Origin of the sequence: Rubrivirga marina (assembly GCF_002283365.1) — a bacterium.
Lineage (GTDB): Bacteria > Bacteroidota > Rhodothermia > Rhodothermales > Rubricoccaceae > Rubrivirga > Rubrivirga marina.
Genome location: NZ_MQWD01000001.1, coordinates 925,374 through 947,633, shown reverse-complemented (window position 1 = coordinate 947,633; position 22,260 = coordinate 925,374). Strand labels below are relative to the sequence as shown.

The following is a 22,260-nucleotide window of genomic DNA, read 5'->3' as shown; positions in this document are numbered from 1 at the left end:
TCAGTCGGGCCAGCGGAGGTCGAGCGTGACGCGGTGGCCGTCGGCGTCGGCGGCGTAGGTCACGGTGCCGGAGAGGCCCGCCAGCTCGCCCGTCCCGGACCCGGGCACGACGTTCCCGAACGACCGCGGCGGGTCGCCCCCGCCGACCACGCCGCCGTGCTGGACGACGAACGTCCCCGCGCGCCCGGCAAGCCTCCCGGTCACGACCTCGGAGGCCACGTAGCCGGCGCCGGCGCTCGGGTCGGACGGGTCCTCCTGGCACAGCAGGAGCTCGGCCACGCTCTCGCCGTCGAGGTCGCCGCGGAACGTCTTGCGGACGGTGGCGCGGGCGAGGCGGGGGCCGGTCGAGGGCTCGTCGGTCGGGGTCTCGTCCCAACCGGTGACGTCGAAGGCGGAGGTGAGGGGCGCGGGGTGGTCCATGGAGGGGGCGGAAAGGCGCCGGAGGCTACGGCGAACGTGTGACGCCCGTGTGTCGCGGCCGGCTCACAGGTCGAACCGCAGCCGAGGCAGCTCCCGCCGCTCGCCGAGGACGTCGGCCCGCGTCCACCCGACGCGCTCGGCGCCCATCCGCTGGTAGAACGGCTCCGCGAACGGGTCGGAGTCGATGAAGAGGGCCGTGCCGCCAGCGTCGCGAGCGACCCGCACGGCGTGCTCGAACAGCGCCCGCCCCAGGCCGCGGCCCATCGCCGCCGGCTCGACCCAGAGGTGCTCCAGCTCGACCGCGTCGCCATCGACCGACAGCGCGACGCAGGCGACCGGGACGTCGTCCGCCTCGGTGGCGACGTGGACGAGGTGGGCCTCGACCCCATCCGGCGTGAACGCGAGGGCGTCGCGCCACGCGTCCATCCACGTTTCCGGGTAGCCCCAGTGGCGCTTCGCCGCGAGGGCGATCTCCGTCAGTCGGTCGGCCTCGGCGGGCCGGGCAGGGCGAATCGAGGGCACGGCGGATCGGGCGGTCGGCGGCAAGGTCGGGCCGATCCACTCACCGGAACGCCCGCGCCTCCCCGCAGGGGCGACTCGGCGAATTGCCCCTACCGGCGGTGGGTGCCGCGCCTCGGCACCGAGGCGGAGGGAGTCACAGCCCGAACCAGTACGAGGCCTTGATCAGGAACACGTTCTGGACCGGCGCGCGAAACACCTCGCCCAACTCCTCCCCCACGCCGAAGCCGTCGTACAACGCCGACTCGTTGCGGAGCTGCTGCCACACGAGGAAGACCGTGCTCCCCGGCCGGTACTCCCACCGCAACACGGCGTTGCCGCGTAGCGAGCGGAAGTTGAAGTCGACGTCCTCCACCTCGAACGGGTCGCCGCCGTCGCCGGGGTCGATGGTGAAGCCCGTCACGGCGCCCGAGTCGTTCGTGACCGGCGTGGCCGAGCCGCGCACGACGCCGTACACGTCGAAGTCGTACGAGCCCGGCGTCGTGAACTCCTTGTAGTTCGAGTACCGGCCCGAGAGGACGAACGGCTGGGCGTAGAGCTGGAGCGAGAGGTCGGGCGTGAACGTCCAGTTCGTGCGGAGGCCGAGGCTGAACGCCTCCTGCCGGATGTCGGCGAAGACGTACCGCGTGCCGAACGTGGACGCGGCCTCGGCGGCCTCGACGAACCGGACGAACTGGTCGGTGTCGAGCTCCCGGCTGTACTCGGGCTCGATCGAGATGGAGAGCGCGTTGCTGGGCCGGACGGTCAGCTCGGCCCCGACGTACTGGTCGTACTCCGGCGGCGCGCCGGCGTAGTCGTTGGCGAACTCGGTCCGGTAGCCGCCCGAGATCCCACCGGAGACTTTCTTGCTCTCGTCCGTCGAGACGCCGAGGTCGAGGCCCCAGTCGGGCGGGCGCGCGGCGATGGGGCCGCCGCGCGTGAGCCGGTCGTTCTGCTGCGGCGCCGTGAACTGCAGCCCGGCGTTGGCGGACCACCGGTTGGGGAACTCGGCGTAGCTGCCGAACCCGTAGTAGTGCTGCACGCGGTCTCCGTCGAAGTTCATCCCGGCCCCACCGTAGTGGTAGAGACTGTACTGGCGGAGCCAGGCCGGCTCCGCCTCGCGGCGGCCCACGAAGTAGTTGAGCGTCGCGACGTCGGCGCGCGACTGGAAGCCGAGGTCGTTGATCTCGAAGCCCGGCGTGACCACGTTGCCCGTCAGCGAGGCGTCCCACGAGCTCTCGACGCTCCGCTGGACCGAGAGCTCAGAGTAGAACCCGCTGAGCGAGGTCCGCGTCGGGTCGACCTCGAGGTGGTCGGCGTCGGGGCGGCCGAAGTAGCGCTGGGGGCCGTTCTGGACCCGCGTGAGATAGGCTGCGTCGCCGTGGACGGTCGAGGCCGCGGCCACGCCGCTCACCGACCACCGCCGCTCGGCGAACCGGTGCTCGAAGTCGACCCCGCCCAGGTACGCGCCCGACGGCGTGAGCGCGTCGAACAGGCCCTCGCCGCCCATCCGCCGGTTCGCGGCCGTGACGATCCCGCCGACGACCGTCCCGCCCTGCCGGAAGTCGCGGCGGACGCGCCCGACGAGGTAGTTCGAGAGCGGCTCGACCGGCGTCGTGAGCCGGTCCCCGTCGGACGTCACGTAGCGGGCGGATTCCTCCAGCGTCACGGCATCGAGCAGGCCGACCGACCACGGGCCCATCTTCCCGCTCACCTTGACCGCCGTCGCGATCGGCGTCTGCGTGGGGCTGTCGACGTACGCGATGCCCGGCCCGCCCACGTCGCGTACGGGCGACCGCCCGATCCGCCGCGAGTAGAAGAACGTCGGCCGATAGGACACGTTATTCGTCAGGGTCCGGCCGTAGTTGAAGATGTCGACGCCCTCGACGAAGAACGGCCGGCGCTCGTCGAAGAAGACCTCGAACTGCGACAGGTTCACGACGGCCGGGTCGGCCTCGACCTGCCCGAAGTCCGGGTTCACCGTGGCCGTCAGCGTGAGGTTCGACGTCAGCCCGACCTTGGCGTCGAACCCGACGTTCGGCGACACGTCGTTCTCGGAGTAGAACGGGTCGGCGACGTCGCCCGGCGCGCGGTCGAGTTGGGCCACGGCGTAGGGCAGGATCTCGACCTGCCGCGGCGCGCGCTGGACGTCGAGCCCGTCGAGCCGGCCGAACCGCGAGACGACGCCGTCGACGTCGGGAAGGATCGGCGCCCAGAACGTGTCCTCGCCCGTGGCCGGCACGCGGCGCTGGAACTCGACGCCCCAGACCTCGGGCCCGGGGCCCGTCTGGTAGCGGAGCTGCGAGAACGGGATCCGCATCTCGACGGTGTAGCCGGCGCCCGTCTCGTCCTCGAAGCGAGCGGCCTTCCCGTCCCAGACGGCATCCCACGAGCTGTCCTCGTTCGTGTCGTTGTACAGGAGGAGGTCCTGCTCGACGCCGGCCGCCGTCACGCCGAAGAAGAAGCCCGTCCGGTCGTCGTCGTATGAGTCGAACATGACCGCGACGAGGTCGCTCCCGACGAACTCGTCGCGGCGGGCGAGGCGCGCGACGATCGTCGCGGGGTCCCGGACCCAGCACGTGAACCCGACGTAGAGCGCGGCATCGCCGTAGAGCACGGCCACCTCGGTCCGCTCGCTGGCCGGGTCGCCGGGGTTCGGGACGCGCTGGACGAAGTCGCCGGCCTTCGGGGCCGTGGCCCAGACGGCCTCGTCGAGGCGCCCGTCGACGCGAGGCTCGTCGGCCTTCCCCACGGGGACCGCCCGGAGGGCGAGGTCGTCAGCGGGAGGCCGGGTGCCTTGAGCGACCGCGAGGGAGGGCGCCAGCAGGAGGACAGCGAGGACCAGACGGTAGAGAGTGACCACGAGTCGAGAGGCAGGCGAGAGAGGACGCCAGCCCGACGAACGGACCGGGCCGAGGGTTACACCGACTGCTAAAAAAATCGCACCCCCTCATTGCGGCGGCCCAGGGTCCGGTCGACGTCGGCGAGGCGGAGGCCCCCGTCCGCCGCCTCACGCGAGGAACGTCCAGTAGTAGACGATCCCTGCCGCGGCGCTCAGGCCCAGCGTCTGGATCATGCCCACCTTGAACCGGAAGAGCGCGACGGCCGAGAGCACGGCGATGACGACGGCGGCCGGGTCTACGGACGCCCACACGGGCCGGAACAGCCGGACGCCGTTCCAGACCACCTCGTCGACCTCACCGAACAGGGTGTGGAGCGCGAACCACACCGCGAGGTTCAGGATCACGCCGACCACGGCGGCCGTGATGGCGGAGAGCGCGCTCGTGAGCGCCTTCCTGCCACGCAGATACTCGATGTACGGCGCGCCAAGGAAGATCCACAGGAAGCACGGCGCGAAGGTCACCCACGTGGTGACGACCGAGCCGATCACGCCCGCCACCACCGGGTCGAGCCCGGACGCGAAGCGATAGGCCCCCATAAAGCCGACGAACTGGACGACCTGGACGAGCGGGCCCGGCGTCGTCTCGGCCATCCCGAGCCCGTCGAGCATCTCGCCCGGCCGGAGCCACCCGTACGTGTCGACGGCCTGCTGCGCGATGTAGGCGAGCACGGCGTAGGCCCCGCCGAAGGTCACGACGGCCGCCTTGCTGAAGAACAGCCCCTCCTGGACGAACACGTTCGACGTCCCCAGCACCGCCGCCATCACGGCCAGCGGGGCGAGCCAAACGAACAGCCAGACGCCCGCCGTCCGGACCGTCTGCGCGATCGGGGGGCGGGTCGCCTCGACCAGGCCATCGGTGGCGAACGAGTCGGAGTCCCCCTCCTTCGCCTCGGCCCCCCGGATCACGAGGAACAGGTCCTCGCGGAACCGACTGCCGAGGAACCCGACGAGCCCCGCGCCGAGCACGATGACCGGGAACGGGACGTCGAGGAAGAAGATGGCCACGAACGCCAGGGCGGCCAGCCCGACCATCACCCCGTTCTTGAGCGCCCGCCGCCCGATGCGGACGACGGCCTCCACGACCACCGCCAGCACGGCGGGCTTGAGCCCGTAGAAGAGCGCCTGGACGAGCGTCGTCTCCTGGAACGCCGCGTACAGCACGCTGAGCACCAGGATCGAGACGAACCCGGGCAGGATAAAGAGCCCCCCAGCGACGAGCCCGCCCTTCGTCCGGTGGAGCAGCCACCCGACGTAGGTGGCGAGCTGCTGGGCCTCGGGCCCAGGGAGCAGCATGCAGTAGTTCATTGCGTGGAGGAACCGGTCCTCGCTCACCCACCGCTTCTCCTCGACGAGGAGGCGGTGCATCACGGCGATCTGGCCCGCCGGCCCGCCAAAGCTGTACAGGGCGACCCGGACCCACACGCGGACGGCCTCACCGAATGGGATGCCGTGCGAGGCCCGCTCGTCCTTCGGGGTCCCCGGGGTCTCTTGGATCATGGGTCGTCGACTTCAGCCTGTGGGAGGACCGCTCGGGTCGGGCGCCCTGACCTCGAGAGGAGCGCGGGACGCCGGAGAACGACCGATCGATCTCCGGGGCCGCCTCGATGCGAGTGCCCGGAGGTTACGCCTCCTGCCCCCACGTGGGACTCTCCGCCCCCGCCTACCGCGGCAGCCGAACGAGGGCCGGCCGGACGAGCCGCCCTCGTCTCGTGCCCTCGCGACTTCGCCCGCCTCGGCGCCGAGGTGGACAGGGCCCGCGTCCTACTCCGGGGGGTCGAGTCCGGGAACGAGCGTGTCGAGCGCCCGCTCGATGAGCGGCCACGACTGCGCCTGGTACCGGTTGAGGAACACGATGACCGCCGCGTCCTGATCGGGGAAGCGCGCGAAGTAGGCCGTGAAGCCGGCCACCTGCCCGCTGTGCCGGTGCGTCCGGAGCCCGCGGTACGGCGCGAGCTCCCACCCGAACCCGTACTCGGGCGCCTCGAGGCCAGGGGCCGCGACCGGCGCCCACATCTCGGCCTTGGACGCCTCCGAGAGGAGGGCGGCGCCGTCGAGGGCCGCGTCCCAACGCGCGAGGTCGCGGGCCGACGACAGCAGCCCGCCCGCGCCCAACGTCGACGACGTCTCCGTCGGCGGGCGGTTGATGAGGGCGCCCGTCCGGTCGACCCAGTAGCCCGAGGCCCGATGGGGGATGATGGCCTCGGGGTCGGCGAGGCGGGTCTGCGTCATGCCGAGCGGCCCGAAGATGCGGGTCGCCAGCACGCGCCCGAGCGGCTGGCCCTCGACCCGCTCCACGATCCGGCTGAGGAGGACGTACCCCGTGTTGCTGTAGTACCAGCCGGTCCCCGGCGGGAAGTCCATCGGCCGCGAGTGGGCGATCTGGATGATCTCCTCCGGCGTGAGCCGGAACCGGTACACGTCGTAGCTCCGGATCTCCTCGTAGTCCGGGATGCCCGACGTGTGGGTGAGCAGCTGGCGGACCGTCGCGCCGTACCACTCGCTCGGGATCTCGGGCAGGTGCTGTTGGATCGGGTCGTCGAGGCCGAGTGCGCCTTCCTCGACCAGCCGCATCACCGCGACGGCGACGAACTGCTTGCTGATCGACCCGATCTCGAACACCGTGCTGTCGCTGACGGGCACGGCCAGTTCGACGTCGGCCAGGCCGTACGTCCGCGTCAGCACGACCTCGCCGCCCGAGGCGAGGGCGACGAGCGCGCCGGGAATGGTCCGCTCGGTCAGGAACGAGTCGGCGAAGGCGTCGAAGGCCGCCAGTTCATCGGGCGTGGGGCGATCGATCTGGGCGATGGCGCGGGGAGCGGCGAGCGCCACGAGCAGACACAACAGGGCAAGGACGATACACCGCATGGCGAGGAACGACGTTGGGGAGAGGAGCGCAGAACTTCGCCCCGCGCCACGTCTGCCGCCCTGACGGTTCCCTGACGCCCCGAGCCCATGCCCCTCTCGCCTCAGCCCCGAGGCGGAAGGGGTCGGCGCCTCAGGGAACGCCACCTAGCGAGCCGCCCCGGCAACGGCTTTTCGGAAGAACACCTCCCCGACCCCGCCCTCGTTGAGTCCCGCGATCAGACCGCACTCTTCGAACCCGACGTGGCGGTGCCACGCCTGGGGCTCTGGCTCATCGGCTTGCGACGAGCTGTAGAGAGCCGGCTGACCGCGCCGGGCCGCCTCGGCTTCAGCGGCCGCGAGGAGCGCCCGTCCGACCCCATGCCGGCGGTGGAGCGCCGGCACGCGAACGAGTGCGATGTACGGGACGGCCGACCACAGCCACTCCAGGCGGAGGTACCCGACGCGCTCGTCTCCACGCCACGCGACGAAGACGTCGCCGTCCTCCACCTTCCGCCGGGCGACGCCCCCCGGGAGGTAGCCGTCCTGAGAAACGAACGGGAGATCATCGAGAGCTGCGGGACGAACGGAGAGGTCGGAGCCGGCCATGCCCCAGTGTACGCGGCGACCGTCAGCTCCCCGCCGGTTCCGCCCTCTCGACGTCCTCGAGAGCGGCCTCGCCTTGCGACTGGACGTCGCCGGCACACCGCGTCCGGGGGCAACCTCAAGAGGCGGCCACAGCGACGAGGGCGGCGACGAGCCGGTCGAGTTCGGCCGGGGTGGTGTAGACGTTCGGGCTCACGCGCACGCCGCGGATGTGGGGCGTCCGGCCCAACCCGCCCATCGGCTGCACCACGAGGCCGTGCTCCTGCTGGAGGCGCTCCTTGACCGCCTCGGCGTCCAGCCCAGGCAGTTCGATGGTGCAGAGTCCGAGGCTCATCTCCTCGTCCGGCCGACTGTAGAAGCGAGCCGTGGGGAGAGCGGCGGCGGCCCGCTCGCGCCAGTAGCCGGTCAGGTATCGAAGCCGCGCCGCCTTGCGTTCCGGGCCGAGCGTGGCGTGCAGCGCCAGCGCCGGAAGCACCGCCGGGCCGACGTACTCGGGGCTCGTCCCGATCCACTCGAACCGCCCCATGCCGTCCACCCACGGCGGCGACGGCACGAGCGGCCACACCGTCTCCACGTGCTCGGGCCGCATCCACAACACGCCCATCCCGACGGGCGCCCCGAACCACTTGTGGAGGCTCGCCCCGTAGTAGTCGGCCCCGAGGTCGGCCGGCGACTCGGGGATGAGCCCGAGCGACTGCGCCCCGTCCACGACGACCCCGGCGCCGACGGCGTGGGCCGCCTCGGCGATGCGACGGACGGGCAGGAGCTGGCCGGTCAGGTTGCTCGGGTGCGTGAGCAGGACGAGCTTCGTGCGCGGCGTGAGGGCGGCTTCGTACGCCTCCGCCAGCGCGTCGAGCGACGGGGCCGGGACGGGCAGGTCCACCCACCGCAGCACGACGCCGTCGCGGCGCTGGCGCTGCTCGAGCGCGTCGAGCATGGCGTAGTAGTCGTGCGACGAGCAGACGACCTCGTCGCCGGGCGCCAGCGGCACGCCGAGGAGGACCGTGTCGAGCGCCTCGGTCGCGTTGCGGACGAGGGCGAGTTGGTCGCCCGGAACGCCCATCGCCTCCGCGAGGGCGGCGCGGACGGCCGTGTCGGTGACGGTGGGCCAGAGCGTTTCGAGGACCTCGGAGGGGAGCGCTTCGAGCGAGCGGGCCCCAGACACGAGGTCGTTGACGGCCGAGCGCGGGGCCGGGTTGGACCACCCGTGGTCGAGGTTGATGAGCGTGGCGTCGAGGTCGAAGGCCTCGCGGACTTCGGCCCAGAACGCCTCGTCGTCCGCCAGGCGGGCGGGGCCGGGCCGGCCGAGTCGGTCGAGCGCGACGTCGAGGCGGGACGTGAGCGTCCGCGCGGCCTCGTGGGCCGCGCCCCACGCCGAGGGAGCGAGCGCGAGCACGCCAAGCGTGCCGGCGGTGTGGGCGAGGAACGTGCGGCGGTCGGTCATGGTGTCGGGTGCCAGCGGCCGGAGGAGCGGGGTGGCTGAGGAGGCGCGCCGGGTGGGAGCACAGGGTGTCGGGTGCAGCGCGTTCCTTGGACGCGCGTCGCGTCGAGCGTGAGGTGGGGGGGCGGCCGGCGGCGTCGCGGTGGACGCGCGTGGGCCCGACGGTCATCGGGCGGGTTGGAACTCGGGGTGGCCGAGGCGCCAGAAGAGGAAGCTGTAGAGCATGGCGGTTTCGCGAGCGAACACGGCGTTCGAGGACCCCCCCGAGTGTCCGCCCTGCCAGTCGATCCGCCAGAGGAGCGGGGCCGGGCCGGCCTGCGCCGCCTGCATCCGCGCGACGAGCTTGCCGGTCTGCCACAGCGGGAGCACGTAGTCCGTCGCCCCACTCACGAAGAGTACCGGCGGGTATTCGACGTCGTCGCGAACGCGGTGGAGCGCGCTCACGGCCAGCAGCGACCGCACGCCGTCGGCGCTGTCGAGCGAGCCGAACTCGGCCAGGTTGCGCGCCCCGCCGGCGGTGTAGTACGCCCGCACCTCGTCGCCGACGCCGACGGCGAACACGGCCGCGCCGAACAGGTCGGGCCGGTCGATCACGGCGTTGTCGATGAGCACGCTCCCCGCGCTCGCGCCCTCGATCCCGATCCGCCCCGGCCGCGTGTAGCCCTCGCGGACGAGGTGCTCGGCGCTCGCGATGAAGTCGGCCACGGCGACGGGCTTGTTTGCGCCGCGTCCCGCCTCGTGCCACGCCTCGCCGCCCTCGCCGCCGCCCCGAACGTGCGCCACGGCATAGACGCCGCCCCGGTCGAGCCACGTCGAGAGGAACGGCGCGAAGTACGGATCCACAGACGACCCGAACGAGCCGTAGCCGTAGAGATGAACCGGCCGGTCGCCGTCGAGCGCGAGGTCGCGACGGTGGACGAGCGTGAGCGGGATCCTCGTCCCGTCGGCCGCCGGGGCGTGCGTGTTCACGACCCTGTAGGGCGACGGGTCGAAGACGGGCTCCGGCTCCAGCCCAGCGAGCACGAGCGCGCCCGTCGACGGGTCGTAGTGGTAGGCGCGGTCCGGCTCGATCCACGAGCGGACGCGCACGAACGTGCCGTCGCGGCCGGGGAACGCGGTCAGCCGCGCGAGGCCGGGGGCGGGCAGCGGCACCTCGGTGACGGCGCTGCCGTCGTGGGGCGCCCGGAGGATCCTCGACGTGCCGCCCTCGCGGCGGACGGCGTAAAGGGCGTCGCGGGCGGCCGCCATCGCGAGGAGCACGCCCTCGCCTTCAGGAAGCACCTCGTCGGCGCGGCCCGAGCCGTCGAGGGCGAGCCGGACGATCCGGTAGCGCGGGGCGCCGTCGGCGGTCATGACGTAGAGCGCGTCACCGTGGAGGGCGACCCCTTCCAGCACGTCGGTCGGGGGGATCACCTGCCGCCAGGGCGTGCGCGGCCCGTCGAGGGCGTCGAGCGGAGCGGTCCAGACCTCCTGCGTCGGCCCACCGCGCCACACGCGCACGGCGACGTGGCCCGAGGCCGCGCCCGTCGAGACGAACGGGGTAAAATGAGGCTCGAACGGGACCGCCTCCGAGAGGCCGTGCCCGAACACCGCCACGTCCTCGGACGGGTCGGTGCCCAGTCGATGCAGCACGACGCGCCCGCGCCAGTAGCGCTCGGTCTCGGGCGTGTCGGGCGTGGCGTCGTTCGTCGTGTAGAAGAAGCCGGAGCCGTCGGGCAGCCACGCGGCGCCGAAGCCGCTGCTGCTCCCCCAGAGCACCGGCCCGATGCGGTCCTCGAAGGCACCCGTCGCCACGTCCAGCACGAGGAGCGTCGGCTCGGTGTCGCCGTCGGCGGCGAGGCTGAGGGCGACGTGCCGCCCGTCGGGGGCGGGGTGGAGGCCGCGGAAGTCGAACCGGCGCCCGCCGAGCGTGAGCGTGGAGGGGTCGAGGAGCAGGCGCTCGGGAGCGTCGGGCGTGTCGCGCACGAACAGCGCCGGCTCGTCGGCGCCCGGGACGAGACGGCGGGTGACGAGCGGGCCGGCCGTCGGCCACAGCCCCCACAACCCGGTGTCCTCGGCGAGCACGCCCTCGATCTCGGCGGCGAGCGCGTCGCGACCGGGGATCCGGGCGAGGACGGAGTCGGCGTGGGCGGCCTGCGCGCGGTAGAACGCCTGCACCTCGGCCTCGGCCTCGGCCTCCATCCAGCGGTAGGGGTCCTCGACCACGACGCCGTGGAGGGTGTCCACGACCACGCGCACCGGCGCGGCTGGCTGCGCGGCGGTGGGCACAGCGGCGAGGGCAAGCACGAGGAGGACCGTTCGGAGGCGGCGCATGACTAGCGAGCGTGGTGGCGGGCGACGGTCTCCGGGTCGAGCCGGAGGAAGCGCGCCGCGTTGTGGTAGAAGAGGTCCCGCTTCTGCACCTCGCTCAGGAACGGCGCGTCCTCAATGGCTCGGACCGACGGCCCGATGATGCCGGGCCAGATCATCTGGTCGGAGCCGAACATCACCCGGTCCCCGTAGCCCGCCTCGACGACCTCCTGGAGGAACCGGTAGAAGGCCGCCCGCGGCTCGGTGTAGACGATGCTGCCGACGTCGACGTAGACCTGGGGGTGGCTGAAGAGGAGCGCGCGGAGGTCGTCCACGAAGGGGTAGCCCGCGTGCATGAGGTAGACCCGGAGGCGCGGGTGCCGGACCAGCACCTCTTCCATGCGCAGCGGGCTGCTGTCGCGCGCCCGGTAGCCGGGGCTCCCGAAGTAGGGGTCCGCCGGGCCGCCCGCTCCCAGGTGGATGGCGACGGGCACGTCCAGCTCCTCCGCCAGCGCCCAGTACGGTTCGAGCCGGGGGTCGTCGGCCGGGATGCCCTCGTACTGCGCCATCACCTCGCCCAACACCTCGAAGGCGCCGCTGGCGTGGAGCGCCCGCACCTCGTCGGGCGTCCGAGCCGCCACGTGGGGCTGCGCGTCGTCCACGCCCACGCGGAGGTCGAGCCCGACGATCACGCGGTCGGGCGCGGCGGCCTTCCAGACCGCTGTCAGGTCGGGCTCACCGCTGACCATCCCCACGATGTTGTACCGCTCCATCGCGTCCAGCGTCTCCTGCAGGACGCCCTCGTCGGTCGCCGGCGCGAACACCGGCTCCTCGCAGGGGGGCGCGTTGAAGTCGAGGCCGTCCTCGATAGGCAGGACGTTGTCCCAGCGCGGCATCGTCGCGAACGGCGCGCACATCGGCGGCGGGTTCGGCCCGATGTAGTCGGCGCGCCGAGCGTGGAGGTGCATGTCCAGGATGGGGCGCCCGGCGCCCTGCGCGGCGGCTGGCGAGACGCACCCCCAAAAGACGAGAAAGCCGACGAGGAGCAGACGGAGGTTTGGGGCGCCGGCCTCGTCGGTGAGTGGGCCGAGGTGGGCGGGGGGGCACATCGACATCAGGGCAGGGTGCGGTAGACGATCACGCCCCCGATGACCGCCAGCACGCTCTCCGTGTCGGGGAGGGCGTCGGGCGGTACATCCAGGACGTTCTGCGAGAGGACGGCGAGGTCGGCCAGCATCCCCGGCGCGAGCGTCCCCTTGTCGGTCTCGGCGTGCTCGGCGACGGCGCTCCCCCGGGTGTAGGCCACGAGGGCCGCCTCGCGCGAGAGCGCCTCGGAGGGATTCACGGGGTGGAGCGTCGCCAGCATCAGGTTGAGCCACGGGTTCCGGCCCGATCCGCCGGCGTCGGCCCCGAGGGCGACGGGCACGCCCGCCTCGGCGGCGCTGCGGAGGAGCTGGACCTCGGGCAGGCGGTCGGCGCCATAGCGCGCGGCCATCACGTCCGGGATGGCGAAGTGGAGGGGGTTCTGGACGAGCACCATCCCGAGGGCCGCCGCGCGCGGCAGCAGGTCGGGCGCCAACCCCTCGCCGTGCTCGATGCGGACGCGTCGGGCGCGCCACGTCTCGGCCGGCGCCAGGTCCTCCATCACGTCCATCACCCGATCGAGCGTCGCGTCGCCGACGATGTGGAAGGCCGTCTGGTCGTCGCGGTCGCGCGCGCTCTGGAGGATCGCCCGCAGCTCGACGTCGGTAAAGTTGAGACGCCCGGCCCAGTCCGGCCGGTCGGCGTACGGCTGGCGGAGCGCGGCGCCGCGCTCGACGGGCGTGCCGTCGAGCATCCACTTGGTGCCGAGCACGCGGACGCGGGCGGGCAGCCCGGCCGGGCGCGTCGCGTCGGGGCGCGGCTCGTCGACCGAGCGGAGCGGCATCGGCCACGCGAAGACGCCCCAGCGGAGCGGCACGTCGGCCTCGGCGAGCGCGGCGAGCGTCTCCGCGAGGGGCCGGTCGTTCTCCATCTGCTGCACCGACGTCACGCCCCAGCGCACCATCTGGTCGGCGAACGCGCGGTAGGTGGCGACGGCGTCGGCGCGCGTCAGCGGGTCGCTCAGACGGCGGACGACGTCGAGTTGGGGGTACTCCCACAGCCGCCCGTCGAGCGTGTCGGTCCCGGCCACGCGGCCGAAGAGGCCGCCGGGACGGTCGGGCTCGGTCAGCGAGAAGCCGAGGGCATTCAGCGCCGCCGTGTTCAGGATCAGCCCGTGGCCGGTCCAGCCCGTGAGCATCACCGGGTGGGAGGGCGCGACCGCGTCGAGGGCGAAGCGGCCGGCGGCCGGGGCGTCCAGCGCGTCCCCACCGATGCTGCCCTGGAGCCACGTCCCGGCGGGTATGCGTGCGGCGGCCGCCCGCACCGAGTCGAGGACGGCGGCCCACGAGGGCTCGGCCCTCCCGCTCAGCCCGAGGGAGTGCATCCCCTCCGGCCAGGGGCCGACGTGGACGTGCGCGTCGTTGAGGCCGGGCACGACGAGCCGCCCCCCGAGGTCGAGCACCTCGGTCTCCGGCCCCGCCAGCGCCCGCACCTCGGCGTCGGTGCCGACGGCCACGACGCGCTCGCCGGCGATGGCGACGGCCTCGGCATACGGCCGCGCCGGGTCGGCCGTGAACACGACGGCGTGGTGGAGGATGAGCGTCGGGGACGCAGGGGAGGGCTCCACCGCTGGCTGCTGCGCGGCGGGGAGCGGAGCGGTGCAGGCGGCGAAGACGAGCAGCGCGATAGCGAGCGCCGGGTGACGCGTCGAAGCGAGGGCGTGTCTCATCAGTCGAGGAAGAGGCGAGCGACGCCGACGCCGACGTCACGGATGGTGAAGGGCGGCTGGTCGGCGTTGGTGAGCACGATCACCGCCAGCCCGTCGTCGGGGAACACGGAGAGGGTCGTCGCCGCGCTCGGCCCGCCGCCGGTGTGCCCGACGTGCCGACGGCCCTCCACCGGTCGCAGCGCGAAGCCCATCCCGTACACCGCCTCACCGACAGGCGCGGGCGTCCAGGCCTCGGCCCACGTCGCCGCCTGGAGCAACCGCGGCGACCCGAGCGCCGCCGCCCACCGGGCCAAATCGTGGACGGTGGAGACAAGACCGCCGGTCGAGAACTCCACGGCTCCGATGAGTTCGGGGCCGTTGCGGAACGCTCCGTCCTCCCAGGTATACCCGCGAGCGAGTTGCGGAACGATGGCCCCGGCATCTAGCAGCCGCGTGGATGTCATCCCGAGCGGCGCGAAGATCCGGTTTTCTAGGAGGCCCTCGTACGTCTGCCCCGACACCGTCTCGAGGAGCAGGCCGAGCAGCAGGTAGCCGGAGTCGCTGTACGACCAGTCCGTGCCGGGCGCGAAGTCGAGTGGGAGGCAAGCGACCTCGGCGAGGGCGTCGCGCGTCGTGTAGCCCGGGCCCAGCGTCGCCCCGGATGGACATGGCGGAGCGTCGTGAGCGTTGAAGCTGTTGATGCCCGACGTCTGCTGGAGAAGCTGGCGGACGGTGGCGCCACGCCACGCCTCGGGCAGGTCGGCGACGTGCCGGCCGATGGGGTCGTCGAGGGCCACGCGCCCCTCCTCCACCAGACTCAGCACGGCGACCGCAGTGAACGTCTTTGTGATGGAGGCGATCACAAAGGCGGTCGAGTCGGTCGCCAGGACGCGGTGCGCGAGGTCGGCGAACCCATAGCCACGGGCATAGACGACCGAGTCGCCCTGGACGACAGCGAGCGCGAGGCCGGGGATGTGCCGGGCCTCCATCTCGGCACGGACGTATCGGTCGAGCGCGCCCACGACGTCCGCTGATGGAGCCGGCTGCGCGCGGACGACGAACCCCAGAAGCAGCGCGATGAGCGAGAGGCTGCTGTGCATCGGCCTATTCGTAGGCTGGACGGCTGAACACGGCGCCGTGAGGGATGGCCGGGCCGGTCGCCCCGTGTGACCAGCCGGCCCGGTCGAAGGAGACGCCCGGGGCGCTGGCGCCCGCGTCGCGGAAGCGGTCGTCGAGGGCGAGGGCGCCCGTCGCCGGGTCGAGCGTGGCGAGGAGCACGCGGCGCTCCAGCGTGCCGCCGCCGCCGCTGATCACGATCCGCGTGCCGCCCGGGTCGAGCGCGATCCAGTGCGGCCCGTCCGTCTCTGCCAGCGTCAGCCGCCCGGCCTCGCGCGGGCGGGCGGGGTCGGACACGTCGAGGGCGACGAGCGCGTGCTCGTCCGGGACCGTCTGCACCCAGTAGCGCCCCGCCACGACCGGCAGCGCGCAGTTCGTCCCAGCGAAGCCGTGGACGAAGTCGGCCGAGGGCGCGTCGGTGTCGAGATCGTCGAGGCGGTAGAGGTCGCATGAGAACGTGGACACGAGGACCGTCCGGCCGTCGGCGAGCACCCGGGGCTCGGCCGGGTCCACGCCCTCGTCGCCGCGCGGGCCGGGCGGGAGGCGGACCGTCGCCACGCGGCTCAGGTCGCCCAGCCGCCACACCTGGACGACGTGGCTCGGCTCGGTCGCGTGCATGTCCGCGCTGGTCGTCACCACGCGGTCGAGCGCCGGGACCACGGCGAGGCTGTATGGGCGGATGAACGGGTCGGCGTCGGGGTCCGCGGCATCGGAGGCCCGGAGCAGATGGCCCTCGGCGTCCAACTCCACGAGCGCGCCCGCCTCGGCGTTGGCGTGGCCGCGCATCTGGAGCGTCGCCAGCACGCGGCCGTCCGCCAGCCGTGCGACACTGTGCGGGTGCATGAACGGGCCGTCGACCACGAACCGACCGAGCAGGCGCGGCGCGCGCGGGTCCCGGAGGTCGAACCGGAACACGTCGCCGCTCCCGAAGCCGTTGGCCCAGAGCACGCCATCGGGCGGCATCTGGTGGTCGGTGTGGTGCGGATCCGTCCCCGCGGCGTCGACCGCCAGCGTCGTGACGACGGCGCCGTAGGTCGGGGAGGCCGGGTCGGCGTCGAGGACGGCGAGGAAGTCGGAGTCGGTCCGCTCGGCGTCGCCGGTCCAAACGAACACGTGGGCCGCCGCTCGAGACGGCCCGGTGGAGGCAGGCGGCACGGCGCAGCCGATGGCGGCCACGGTACCCACGAGGAGAGAGCCGAGACGTACGCGACCCACAGCGCCTCAAGAGGTGGCCGACGAAGCGCGCAACATCGGGCGCCGGACTCCTCAGGTCTTGAACATTTCGCTCACGCGTCGGGCGGCCCTCCGAGGCGGTCGAACGAGCGGTCGGCGATGGACCAGCGCGTCGGCGGGGCCCCCGAGAACCGCCGGTGCTCGCGGACGAGGTGCGCCTGGTCGGCGTAGCCGAAGCGGTGGACGGCGTCGGCGCAGGTCGCGCCCGGCGTCGTGGCAAGGAAGAGGTGGGCGTGGCGGAATCTCACGACGGCCGAGAACCGCTTGAGGGGCAGGCCGATGACGGCGAAGCGTCGACGGAGCGTGGCCGTGCTCACGCCCATCTCCCTAGCCAGGGCCGCCATCCCGATCACCCCCTCGGCGGCCTCGACGGCGTCAACCGCCCGGCCCAGGAAGTCGGCCTCGCGCGGCACGTCGTCCAGCCGCGCCTCGAGAAACGCGACGATCCGCGCGGCCCGGGCGGCGAACGCCTCGGCCGGTGGGGTCCCCGCGGAAGGCGCCGCGAGGACGTCGTCACGCCACGCCTGAACCTCCTCCGCCAAGTCGGGGCGGACGACCTCGTGGAGCGGCGGCGGCCCGTCGGGCGAGAGCCGGTAGTCCACCACGCCGAGGAGCGCGAACGGCCCCACCGGCGAGAACAGGACGTCCATCCCCCGCAGGGCCGAGGCCACCTCCACGACGACGGGGTGTACCTGAGGGCCCGCCAGCGAGAACGGGTCGAGCGGAACGGTCCGTCCGCCGTACGCAGGCGGCATCACGACGTGGCCGCGTCCCTCCAGCGTGACGTTGAGGTTCGGTAGGGTCGTCGCGCTCAGGGCGAAGGAGACCGGCTCCATCGGCTCCGGCATCGCCTGCTCGGCGATCTCGCGGAGGTAGGGCCGGAGCGCCGCCGGGAGGGCGTCCGAATCCAGACGAAAGCTCTGGGGCTCCGCGAACGGATCGGTCGGCTCGGTCAACGGCATGGGGTTGAGTAGAGGGGAGGGGCCTCCGCGTCTCGTGAGGGGGCCTGAACTCGATGGCAACCGACAACGCCGGCCTCGCGGACGCTCTGGAGGCTGACGGACGCCTCGTCTCTCCCGCGCTTCAAGGGGCACGAGGAACCAACCCATACGATGGGCGCGACCGCTGGAGCGCACTCCCACAGCCGCGGCCGACGCGAACGTACGGACGACGACACGCTGGACCGTCACGGCCTCGGCGCCGAGGGGTCCTGTCCCGGGCTTGCGCTCGGCGACGTGCAGCAGAGCGTAACCCACCGGAGCAGGGGGCGTAGGGCCGCTCTCCTTTCCCCCCTGTTCCCATGAGACTCCCCCTTACCGCAGCGCTCGCCGTCTGCACCCTCGTCGGGGCCGCCCACGCCCAACCCGACACGTTCCCCCGGTCCACCTTCCTGGGGGCCGCCCCGTTCGCCGGGACGCCCGACGCCCCCCTCCGCGTCAGCGCCGCCGTCGTGGAAGCGCTCGAGTCCCCGTCTGATCGCGTCCGTACCGACGCCCTCCACGCGGTCGCGACGCTCGGCTTCGTCGAGGGCGCCGACATCCGACCGGCGGTCCCGGCCCTCCTCTCCGTCTACCGGACCGACGCCGACGAGCGGCTCCGCGTCATGGCCCTCCGTGCGCTCGAGGCGTCGGGCGACGAGGCCGCCATGGCCGCGCTCCGCGCCGAAGTCGAGGCTGAGGTCGAGCAGCGGGGCCACCCGAACGTCCGACGCCTCCTCGCGGCGGTCCTCGTCGACCACTACGGGACGTACGCGCTCCGCCACGACCCGGCCCTGATGGGTCTGATCGAGGGGGCCCTCACCGAGAGGACTCCGTAGGCCGACCGCCCTGCTTCAACAATGCGCCCCGTCGGCTTCGGCCGGCGGGGCGCATGTCTATGTTGCTGTAAGCTCACGACATGGGACCATGGAAGACGACCTAGACCGAGAGGACCCCGACGTCCGCCAGCTCCGGCGGTACGCGATCACGCTGGAAGCCCAAGGGAAGCGGCCGCTCGCCGAGGCGATCCGACGGGCGGCCAACGCGCTCGAGGCCGACGTGCGAGAGGACGCCGAGACGGAGGGCTGAACCGGACCGGGCCGGCCCGCCTCGGCGTCGAGGCGGGCGGGGCCGGCTCAGGCGTAGTCCTCCATCGGCGGGCACGAGCACACGAGGTTCCGGTCGCCGAAGGCGTTGTCGACACGGCCGACCGCCGGCCAGAACTTTTGGACCCGCGACCACTCCGCCGGCCAGGCGGCCTGCTGGCGGGTGTAGGGGTGCGACCACGCGTCGGCCGTGACCTCCTCGACCGTGTGCGGCGCCATCTTGAGCACGTTGTCGTCGGCGTCGGCGGTGCCGAGCTCGACCTCTTGGATCTCGGTGCGGATCGCGATCATGGCGTCGCAGAACCGGTCGAGCTCCGCCTTCGATTCCGACTCGGTCGGCTCGATCATGAGCGTGCCCGCGACCGGCCAGCTCATCGTCGGTGCGTGGAAGCCGTAGTCGATGAGGCGCTTAGCGATGTCCTCCGCGGAGACGCCCGACTTCTGGAACGGGCGGACGTCGAGGATGAACTCGTGCGCGACGTACCCATTCGGCCCGCGGTAGAGCACGTCGTAGTGGCCCTCCAGCCGCTTCGCCATGTAGTTGGCGTTCAGGATCGCGACCTGCGACGCCTTCTTCAGGCCCTCGGCGCCCATCATCGCGATGTAGGCCCACGAGATCAGCAGCACGAGGGCGCTCCCGTAGGGCGCCGCCGCGACCGGCCCGATCGCCTCGTCGCCCCCCGTCGGCACGACGGGGTGGCCGGGAAGGAACGGCTGGAGTTTCTCGACCACGCCGATCGGGCCCATGCCGGGGCCGCCGCCGCCGTGCGGGATGGCGAACGTCTTGTGCAGGTTGAGGTGGCACACGTCCATCCCGTAGTCGCCGGGCCGGCAGAGCCCGACCTGCGCGTTCATGTTGGCCCCGTCCATGTAGACGAGCCCACCCGCCTCGTGGACCACGTCGGCGATCTGCCGGATCGTCCGCTCGAAGACGCCGTGCGTGCTCGGGTACGTGATCATGAGCGCCGCCAGCTTGTCCGCGTGGGCCTCGGCCTTGGCGCGGAGGTCGTCCATGTCGACCTCCCCCTCGTCGGTCACCTTGACGGCCACGACGTCCATGCCGGCCATGACCGCCGAGGCCGGGTTCGTGCCGTGCGCCGACGTCGGGATGAGGCAGACGGTCCGCTGGTCGTCGCCCTGCGCGCGGTGGTAGGCGCGGATCGTGAGGAGGCCGGCGTACTCGCCCATCGCGCCCGAGTTGGGCTGGAGCGAGACGGCGTCGAACCCGGTGATCTCGGCGAGCCACTCCTCGAGCGTGTCGACGATCTCCTCGTAACCCTCCGTCTGGTCGTCCGGCGCGAACGGGTGGACGTTGGCGAAGCCGGGGAACGTGACCGGCATCATCTCGGCCGTCGCGTTCAGCTTCATCGTGCACGACCCGAGCGGGATCATGCTGTGGACGAGCGAGAGGTCCTTGTTCTCGAGCCGCTTGAGGTAGCGGAGCATCTCGTGCTCGGCGTGGTAGCTCGAGAACGTCGGGTGGTCCAGGAAGCCCGACTGGCGGGCGAGCGGGCCGTCGTACTCGGCGAGGTCCTCCGCCTCGGGCAGCATCGTGCCGCCAAAGGCGTCGACGAGGTCGGCGAGGTCCTCATCGGTGACCGTCTCGTCGAGCGCGACGCCGACGGTCCCGTCGTCGTAGCGCCGGAGGTTGATGTCGAACTCGTCGCGGGCGACGGCCACGGCGTCGAGCCCGTCGGCGGTCCGGACGCGGAGGGTGTCGAAAAACGCGTCGTGGAGCACCTCGTGACCGGCGGCCTCCAGCGCCTCCGCGAGGCGCCGCGTCTGGCCGTGGACGTACTCGGCGATCCGCGTCAGCCCCTCGGGCCCGTGGTAGACCGCGTAGAAGCCGGCGATGTTGGCGAGGAGGACCTGCGCCGTGCAGATGTTCGAGGTCGCCTTCTCGCGGCGGATGTGCTGCTCGCGCGTCTGGAGCGCCATCCGGAGCGCCGTCTCGCCGTGGCGGTCCTGGCTCACGCCGATGATGCGGCCCGGGATCTTGCGTGCGAACCCGTCGGTGGTGGCGAAGAACGCCGCGTGCGGCCCGCCGAAGCCCATCGGCACGCCGAACCGCTGGCTCGACCCGAGCGCCACGTCGGCGCCCCAGGCGCCCGGTGCCTCGATGAGCGTCAGCGCCAGGAGGTCGGTCGCCACGGCGAGGTACCCGCCGGCCTCGTGCACCCGCTCCCCGAGGCCGGCGTAGTCGACGACCTCGCCGTCGGTCGTCGGGTACTGGACGAGCACGCCGATCGTGTCGTCGCCGACCTCGGCCTCGAGGGCGTCGGTCACCACGACGTCGATCCCGACGGGCTCCGCCCGCATCTGCACGACGGCGATCGTCTGGGGGTGGCACCGCGCGTCGACCACGAACGTCGAGCGCTTGCCGCGGTGGGCGCCGGCGAACAGCGTCATCGCCTCGGCCGCGGCCGTACCCTCGTCGAGGAGCGACGCGTTGGCGATCGGCAGACCCGTGAGGTCGCTCACGACCGTCTGGAAGTTGAGGAGCGCCTCCAGCCGCCCCTGCGCGATCTCGGCCTGGTACGGCGTGTACTGCGTGTACCAGCCCGGATTCTCGAGCACGTTCCGCTGGATGACCGGCGGGAGGACCGTCCCGTGGTAGCCGAGGCCGAGGTAGCTCCGCGTCGTCTCGTTGAGCGCGGCGAGGCCGGCGAGCTCGTCGAGCAGCTCGCGCTCGGAGCGGGCGTCCGGCAGGTCGAGCGCGCGGTCGAGCTGGATGTCGTTCGGGACGGCGGCGTCGCTCAGGGCGTCGAGCGAGTCGAACCCGAGGAGGTCGAGCATCTCAGCGCGCTCGTCCCGAGAGGGCCCGAGGTGGCGATCCGAGAAGCGGTCGGGGTGGGCGGCGGTGCGGGCGAGCGTCTCCATCGGGACCGGGTGGGGGGCTGGGCGGAAATAACGCCAACCCGGCGGCGAGCGGTCCGCCTCACCGGGAGTTCGCCCGGCCTCCCCAGGCGCTCCGCCCGCCCCGCCTCGGGGCATCGACCGGAGAGACGCGTCGGGTGGACCGGGATGGGCTTGCCCGGACCCCTCTAGAACGAGGCGGCCCGGCCCGCCTCGGCGCCGAGGCGGCGGGGGCCGGCCTACGCTTCGGCCTTCTCTCGATCGCGGAGCGTGGCGAGCGCCTCGCGCGCCGCGGCCTGCTCGGCCCCCTTTTTCGAGCGGTCCTCGCCTTCCCCGAGCCGCTCGCCCGCGACGACGGCGGCGACCGTGAACCAGCGGTCGTGGCTCGGGCCCTCCTCCGAGACCACCTCGTAGGTCGGCTGGTCGAGGCCGAGGCCCTGGACGTGCTCCAGGAGCCGGCTCTTGTGGTTGCTCCGGTCGGCCGCGGCCTCCTCCAGGTCCACGCACCGGTCGAGGACGTCGGTCACGAACCGGCGGGCCGCGGAGAACCCGAGGTCGAGGTAGACGGCCCCGACGATGGCCTCGAAGGCGTCCGCGAGGATCGTCTGGTTCGACCGGCCCTCCGAGCTGTCCATGTTCTCACTCATCAGGATGAGCGGTCCGAGCCCGAGGGCCTCGGCGTAGCCCGCCAGCGCCTTCCCGTTGACGAGCGTCGCCCGCGTGCGCGTGAGGAGGCCCTCGGCGCGGTCGGGGAACCGGCGGTACAGGACGTCGGCCACGATCGTCCCGAGGACGGCGTCGCCGAGGAACTCGAGCCGCTCGTTCGACTCGGTGCCGTCGGTCGTGAGGCCCCGGAAGAGGGACCGGTGGCGGAGCGCGTGCTCGTACAGGTCGAGGTCGCCGACGGGCATCCCCACGAGCGACTCGACGTCGCGGCGGGCCACCCCGCGCTCGGTCACCTCGTCGACCACCGGCGCCGGGCCGGCCTCGGGCGGCGTGCGGAACGCTCCGAGCCACGACCGCACGAGGCGGCCGGTACGGCGAATCGTTCCTGAGGTCGACATGGGCAACGCGGGCGGACCCGGAATCTCCCTATCTCCGCCAACTTCGGCAACCGAGGGGGCCGGGTTTTCATGTGCCGGCGCCGCACCCCAGAAGATGGGGCCCAGGGACGGTCCGTCCGC

17 protein-coding genes are annotated in these 22,260 nt (G+C 72.8%); 2 read left to right on the top strand and 15 right to left on the bottom strand.

Features of this window, described 5'->3' with window-relative positions; translation table 11 throughout:
• From BSZ37_RS03740 to BSZ37_RS03680, 13 genes are all read right to left on the bottom strand, one after another.
• A complete protein-coding gene (locus tag BSZ37_RS03740; protein ID WP_095509252.1) occupies positions 1 to 420 on the bottom strand; it encodes a DUF3224 domain-containing protein in 420 nt (139 codons plus the stop codon).
• Positions 421 to 483: 63 nt separating this feature from the next.
• Positions 484 to 942 carry a GNAT family N-acetyltransferase gene (locus BSZ37_RS03735; protein ID WP_218830389.1) on the bottom strand — a complete coding sequence of 153 codons (459 nt, stop codon included), beginning with the start codon at positions 940 to 942 and terminating at the stop codon, positions 484 to 486.
• A 133-nt stretch (positions 943 to 1,075) separates the two neighbouring features.
• Positions 1,076 to 3,781: a DUF5916 domain-containing protein gene (locus BSZ37_RS03730; protein ID WP_095509251.1), complete on the bottom strand. Its 2,706-nt coding sequence runs from the start codon at positions 3,779 to 3,781 to the stop codon at positions 1,076 to 1,078.
• 147 nt (positions 3,782 to 3,928) lie between these two features.
• Positions 3,929 to 5,317: a chromate efflux transporter gene (chrA, locus tag BSZ37_RS03725; protein WP_095509250.1), complete on the bottom strand. Its 1,389-nt coding sequence runs from the start codon at positions 5,315 to 5,317 to the stop codon at positions 3,929 to 3,931.
• 264 nt (positions 5,318 to 5,581) lie between these two features.
• A complete protein-coding gene (locus tag BSZ37_RS03720; protein ID WP_179299461.1) occupies positions 5,582 to 6,649 on the bottom strand; it encodes a serine hydrolase domain-containing protein in 1,068 nt (355 codons plus the stop codon).
• A 180-nt stretch (positions 6,650 to 6,829) separates the two neighbouring features.
• Entirely contained in the window at positions 6,830 to 7,270 is a 441-nt protein-coding gene (locus BSZ37_RS03715; RefSeq protein ID WP_095509248.1) for a GNAT family N-acetyltransferase, read from the bottom strand.
• A 115-nt stretch (positions 7,271 to 7,385) separates the two neighbouring features.
• Positions 7,386 to 8,711, bottom strand: coding sequence for an aminotransferase class V-fold PLP-dependent enzyme (locus BSZ37_RS03710; RefSeq protein WP_095509247.1), 1,326 nt, complete (start codon positions 8,709 to 8,711; stop codon positions 7,386 to 7,388).
• A gap of 162 nt (positions 8,712 to 8,873) precedes the next feature.
• A complete protein-coding gene (locus BSZ37_RS03705; RefSeq protein ID WP_095509246.1) occupies positions 8,874 to 11,021 on the bottom strand; it encodes a prolyl oligopeptidase family serine peptidase in 2,148 nt (715 codons plus the stop codon).
• Between the two features lie 2 nt (positions 11,022 to 11,023).
• Positions 11,024 to 12,112, bottom strand: coding sequence for an amidohydrolase family protein (locus BSZ37_RS03700; RefSeq protein ID WP_218830388.1), 1,089 nt, complete (start codon positions 12,110 to 12,112; stop codon positions 11,024 to 11,026).
• On the bottom strand, positions 12,112 to 13,809 hold the full coding sequence (locus BSZ37_RS03695) for an amidohydrolase (protein WP_095509245.1): 1,698 nt from the start codon (positions 13,807 to 13,809) through the stop codon (positions 12,112 to 12,114). The genes BSZ37_RS03700 and BSZ37_RS03695 overlap by 1 nt, the downstream gene beginning before the upstream one ends.
• Positions 13,809 to 14,888 carry a serine hydrolase domain-containing protein gene (locus BSZ37_RS03690; protein WP_095509244.1) on the bottom strand — a complete coding sequence of 360 codons (1,080 nt, stop codon included), beginning with the start codon at positions 14,886 to 14,888 and terminating at the stop codon, positions 13,809 to 13,811. The genes BSZ37_RS03695 and BSZ37_RS03690 overlap by 1 nt, the downstream gene beginning before the upstream one ends.
• Before the next feature lie 4 nt (positions 14,889 to 14,892).
• Positions 14,893 to 16,017, bottom strand: coding sequence for a selenium-binding family protein (locus BSZ37_RS03685; RefSeq protein WP_218830387.1), 1,125 nt, complete (start codon positions 16,015 to 16,017; stop codon positions 14,893 to 14,895).
• A gap of 173 nt (positions 16,018 to 16,190) precedes the next feature.
• Positions 16,191 to 17,099 (bottom strand): AraC family transcriptional regulator, encoded by a 909-nt coding sequence (locus BSZ37_RS03680; RefSeq protein WP_143537552.1) that lies wholly within the window; start codon positions 17,097 to 17,099, stop codon positions 16,191 to 16,193.
• A 338-nt stretch (positions 17,100 to 17,437) separates the two neighbouring features.
• Between BSZ37_RS03680 and BSZ37_RS03675 the strand changes: the two genes are divergently transcribed.
• Both BSZ37_RS03675 and BSZ37_RS21810 read left to right on the top strand, forming a co-directional pair.
• Positions 17,438 to 17,953 (top strand): HEAT repeat domain-containing protein, encoded by a 516-nt coding sequence (locus BSZ37_RS03675; protein WP_095509241.1) that lies wholly within the window; start codon positions 17,438 to 17,440, stop codon positions 17,951 to 17,953.
• 88 nt (positions 17,954 to 18,041) lie between these two features.
• Positions 18,042 to 18,203, top strand: a complete 162-nt coding sequence (locus BSZ37_RS21810; RefSeq protein ID WP_179299459.1) for a hypothetical protein — start codon at positions 18,042 to 18,044, stop codon at positions 18,201 to 18,203.
• Positions 18,204 to 18,250: 47 nt separating this feature from the next.
• Here BSZ37_RS21810 and gcvP read toward each other — a convergent pair whose 3' ends face one another.
• Both gcvP and rnc read right to left on the bottom strand, forming a co-directional pair.
• Complete coding sequence (gcvP, locus tag BSZ37_RS03670) at positions 18,251 to 21,100, bottom strand: aminomethyl-transferring glycine dehydrogenase (RefSeq protein ID WP_095509240.1); 2,850 nt, start codon at positions 21,098 to 21,100, stop codon at positions 18,251 to 18,253.
• A 215-nt stretch (positions 21,101 to 21,315) separates the two neighbouring features.
• Entirely contained in the window at positions 21,316 to 22,140 is an 825-nt protein-coding gene (gene rnc / locus BSZ37_RS03665) for a ribonuclease III (RefSeq protein WP_095509239.1), read from the bottom strand.
• Positions 22,141 to 22,260 lie beyond the last annotated feature (120 nt).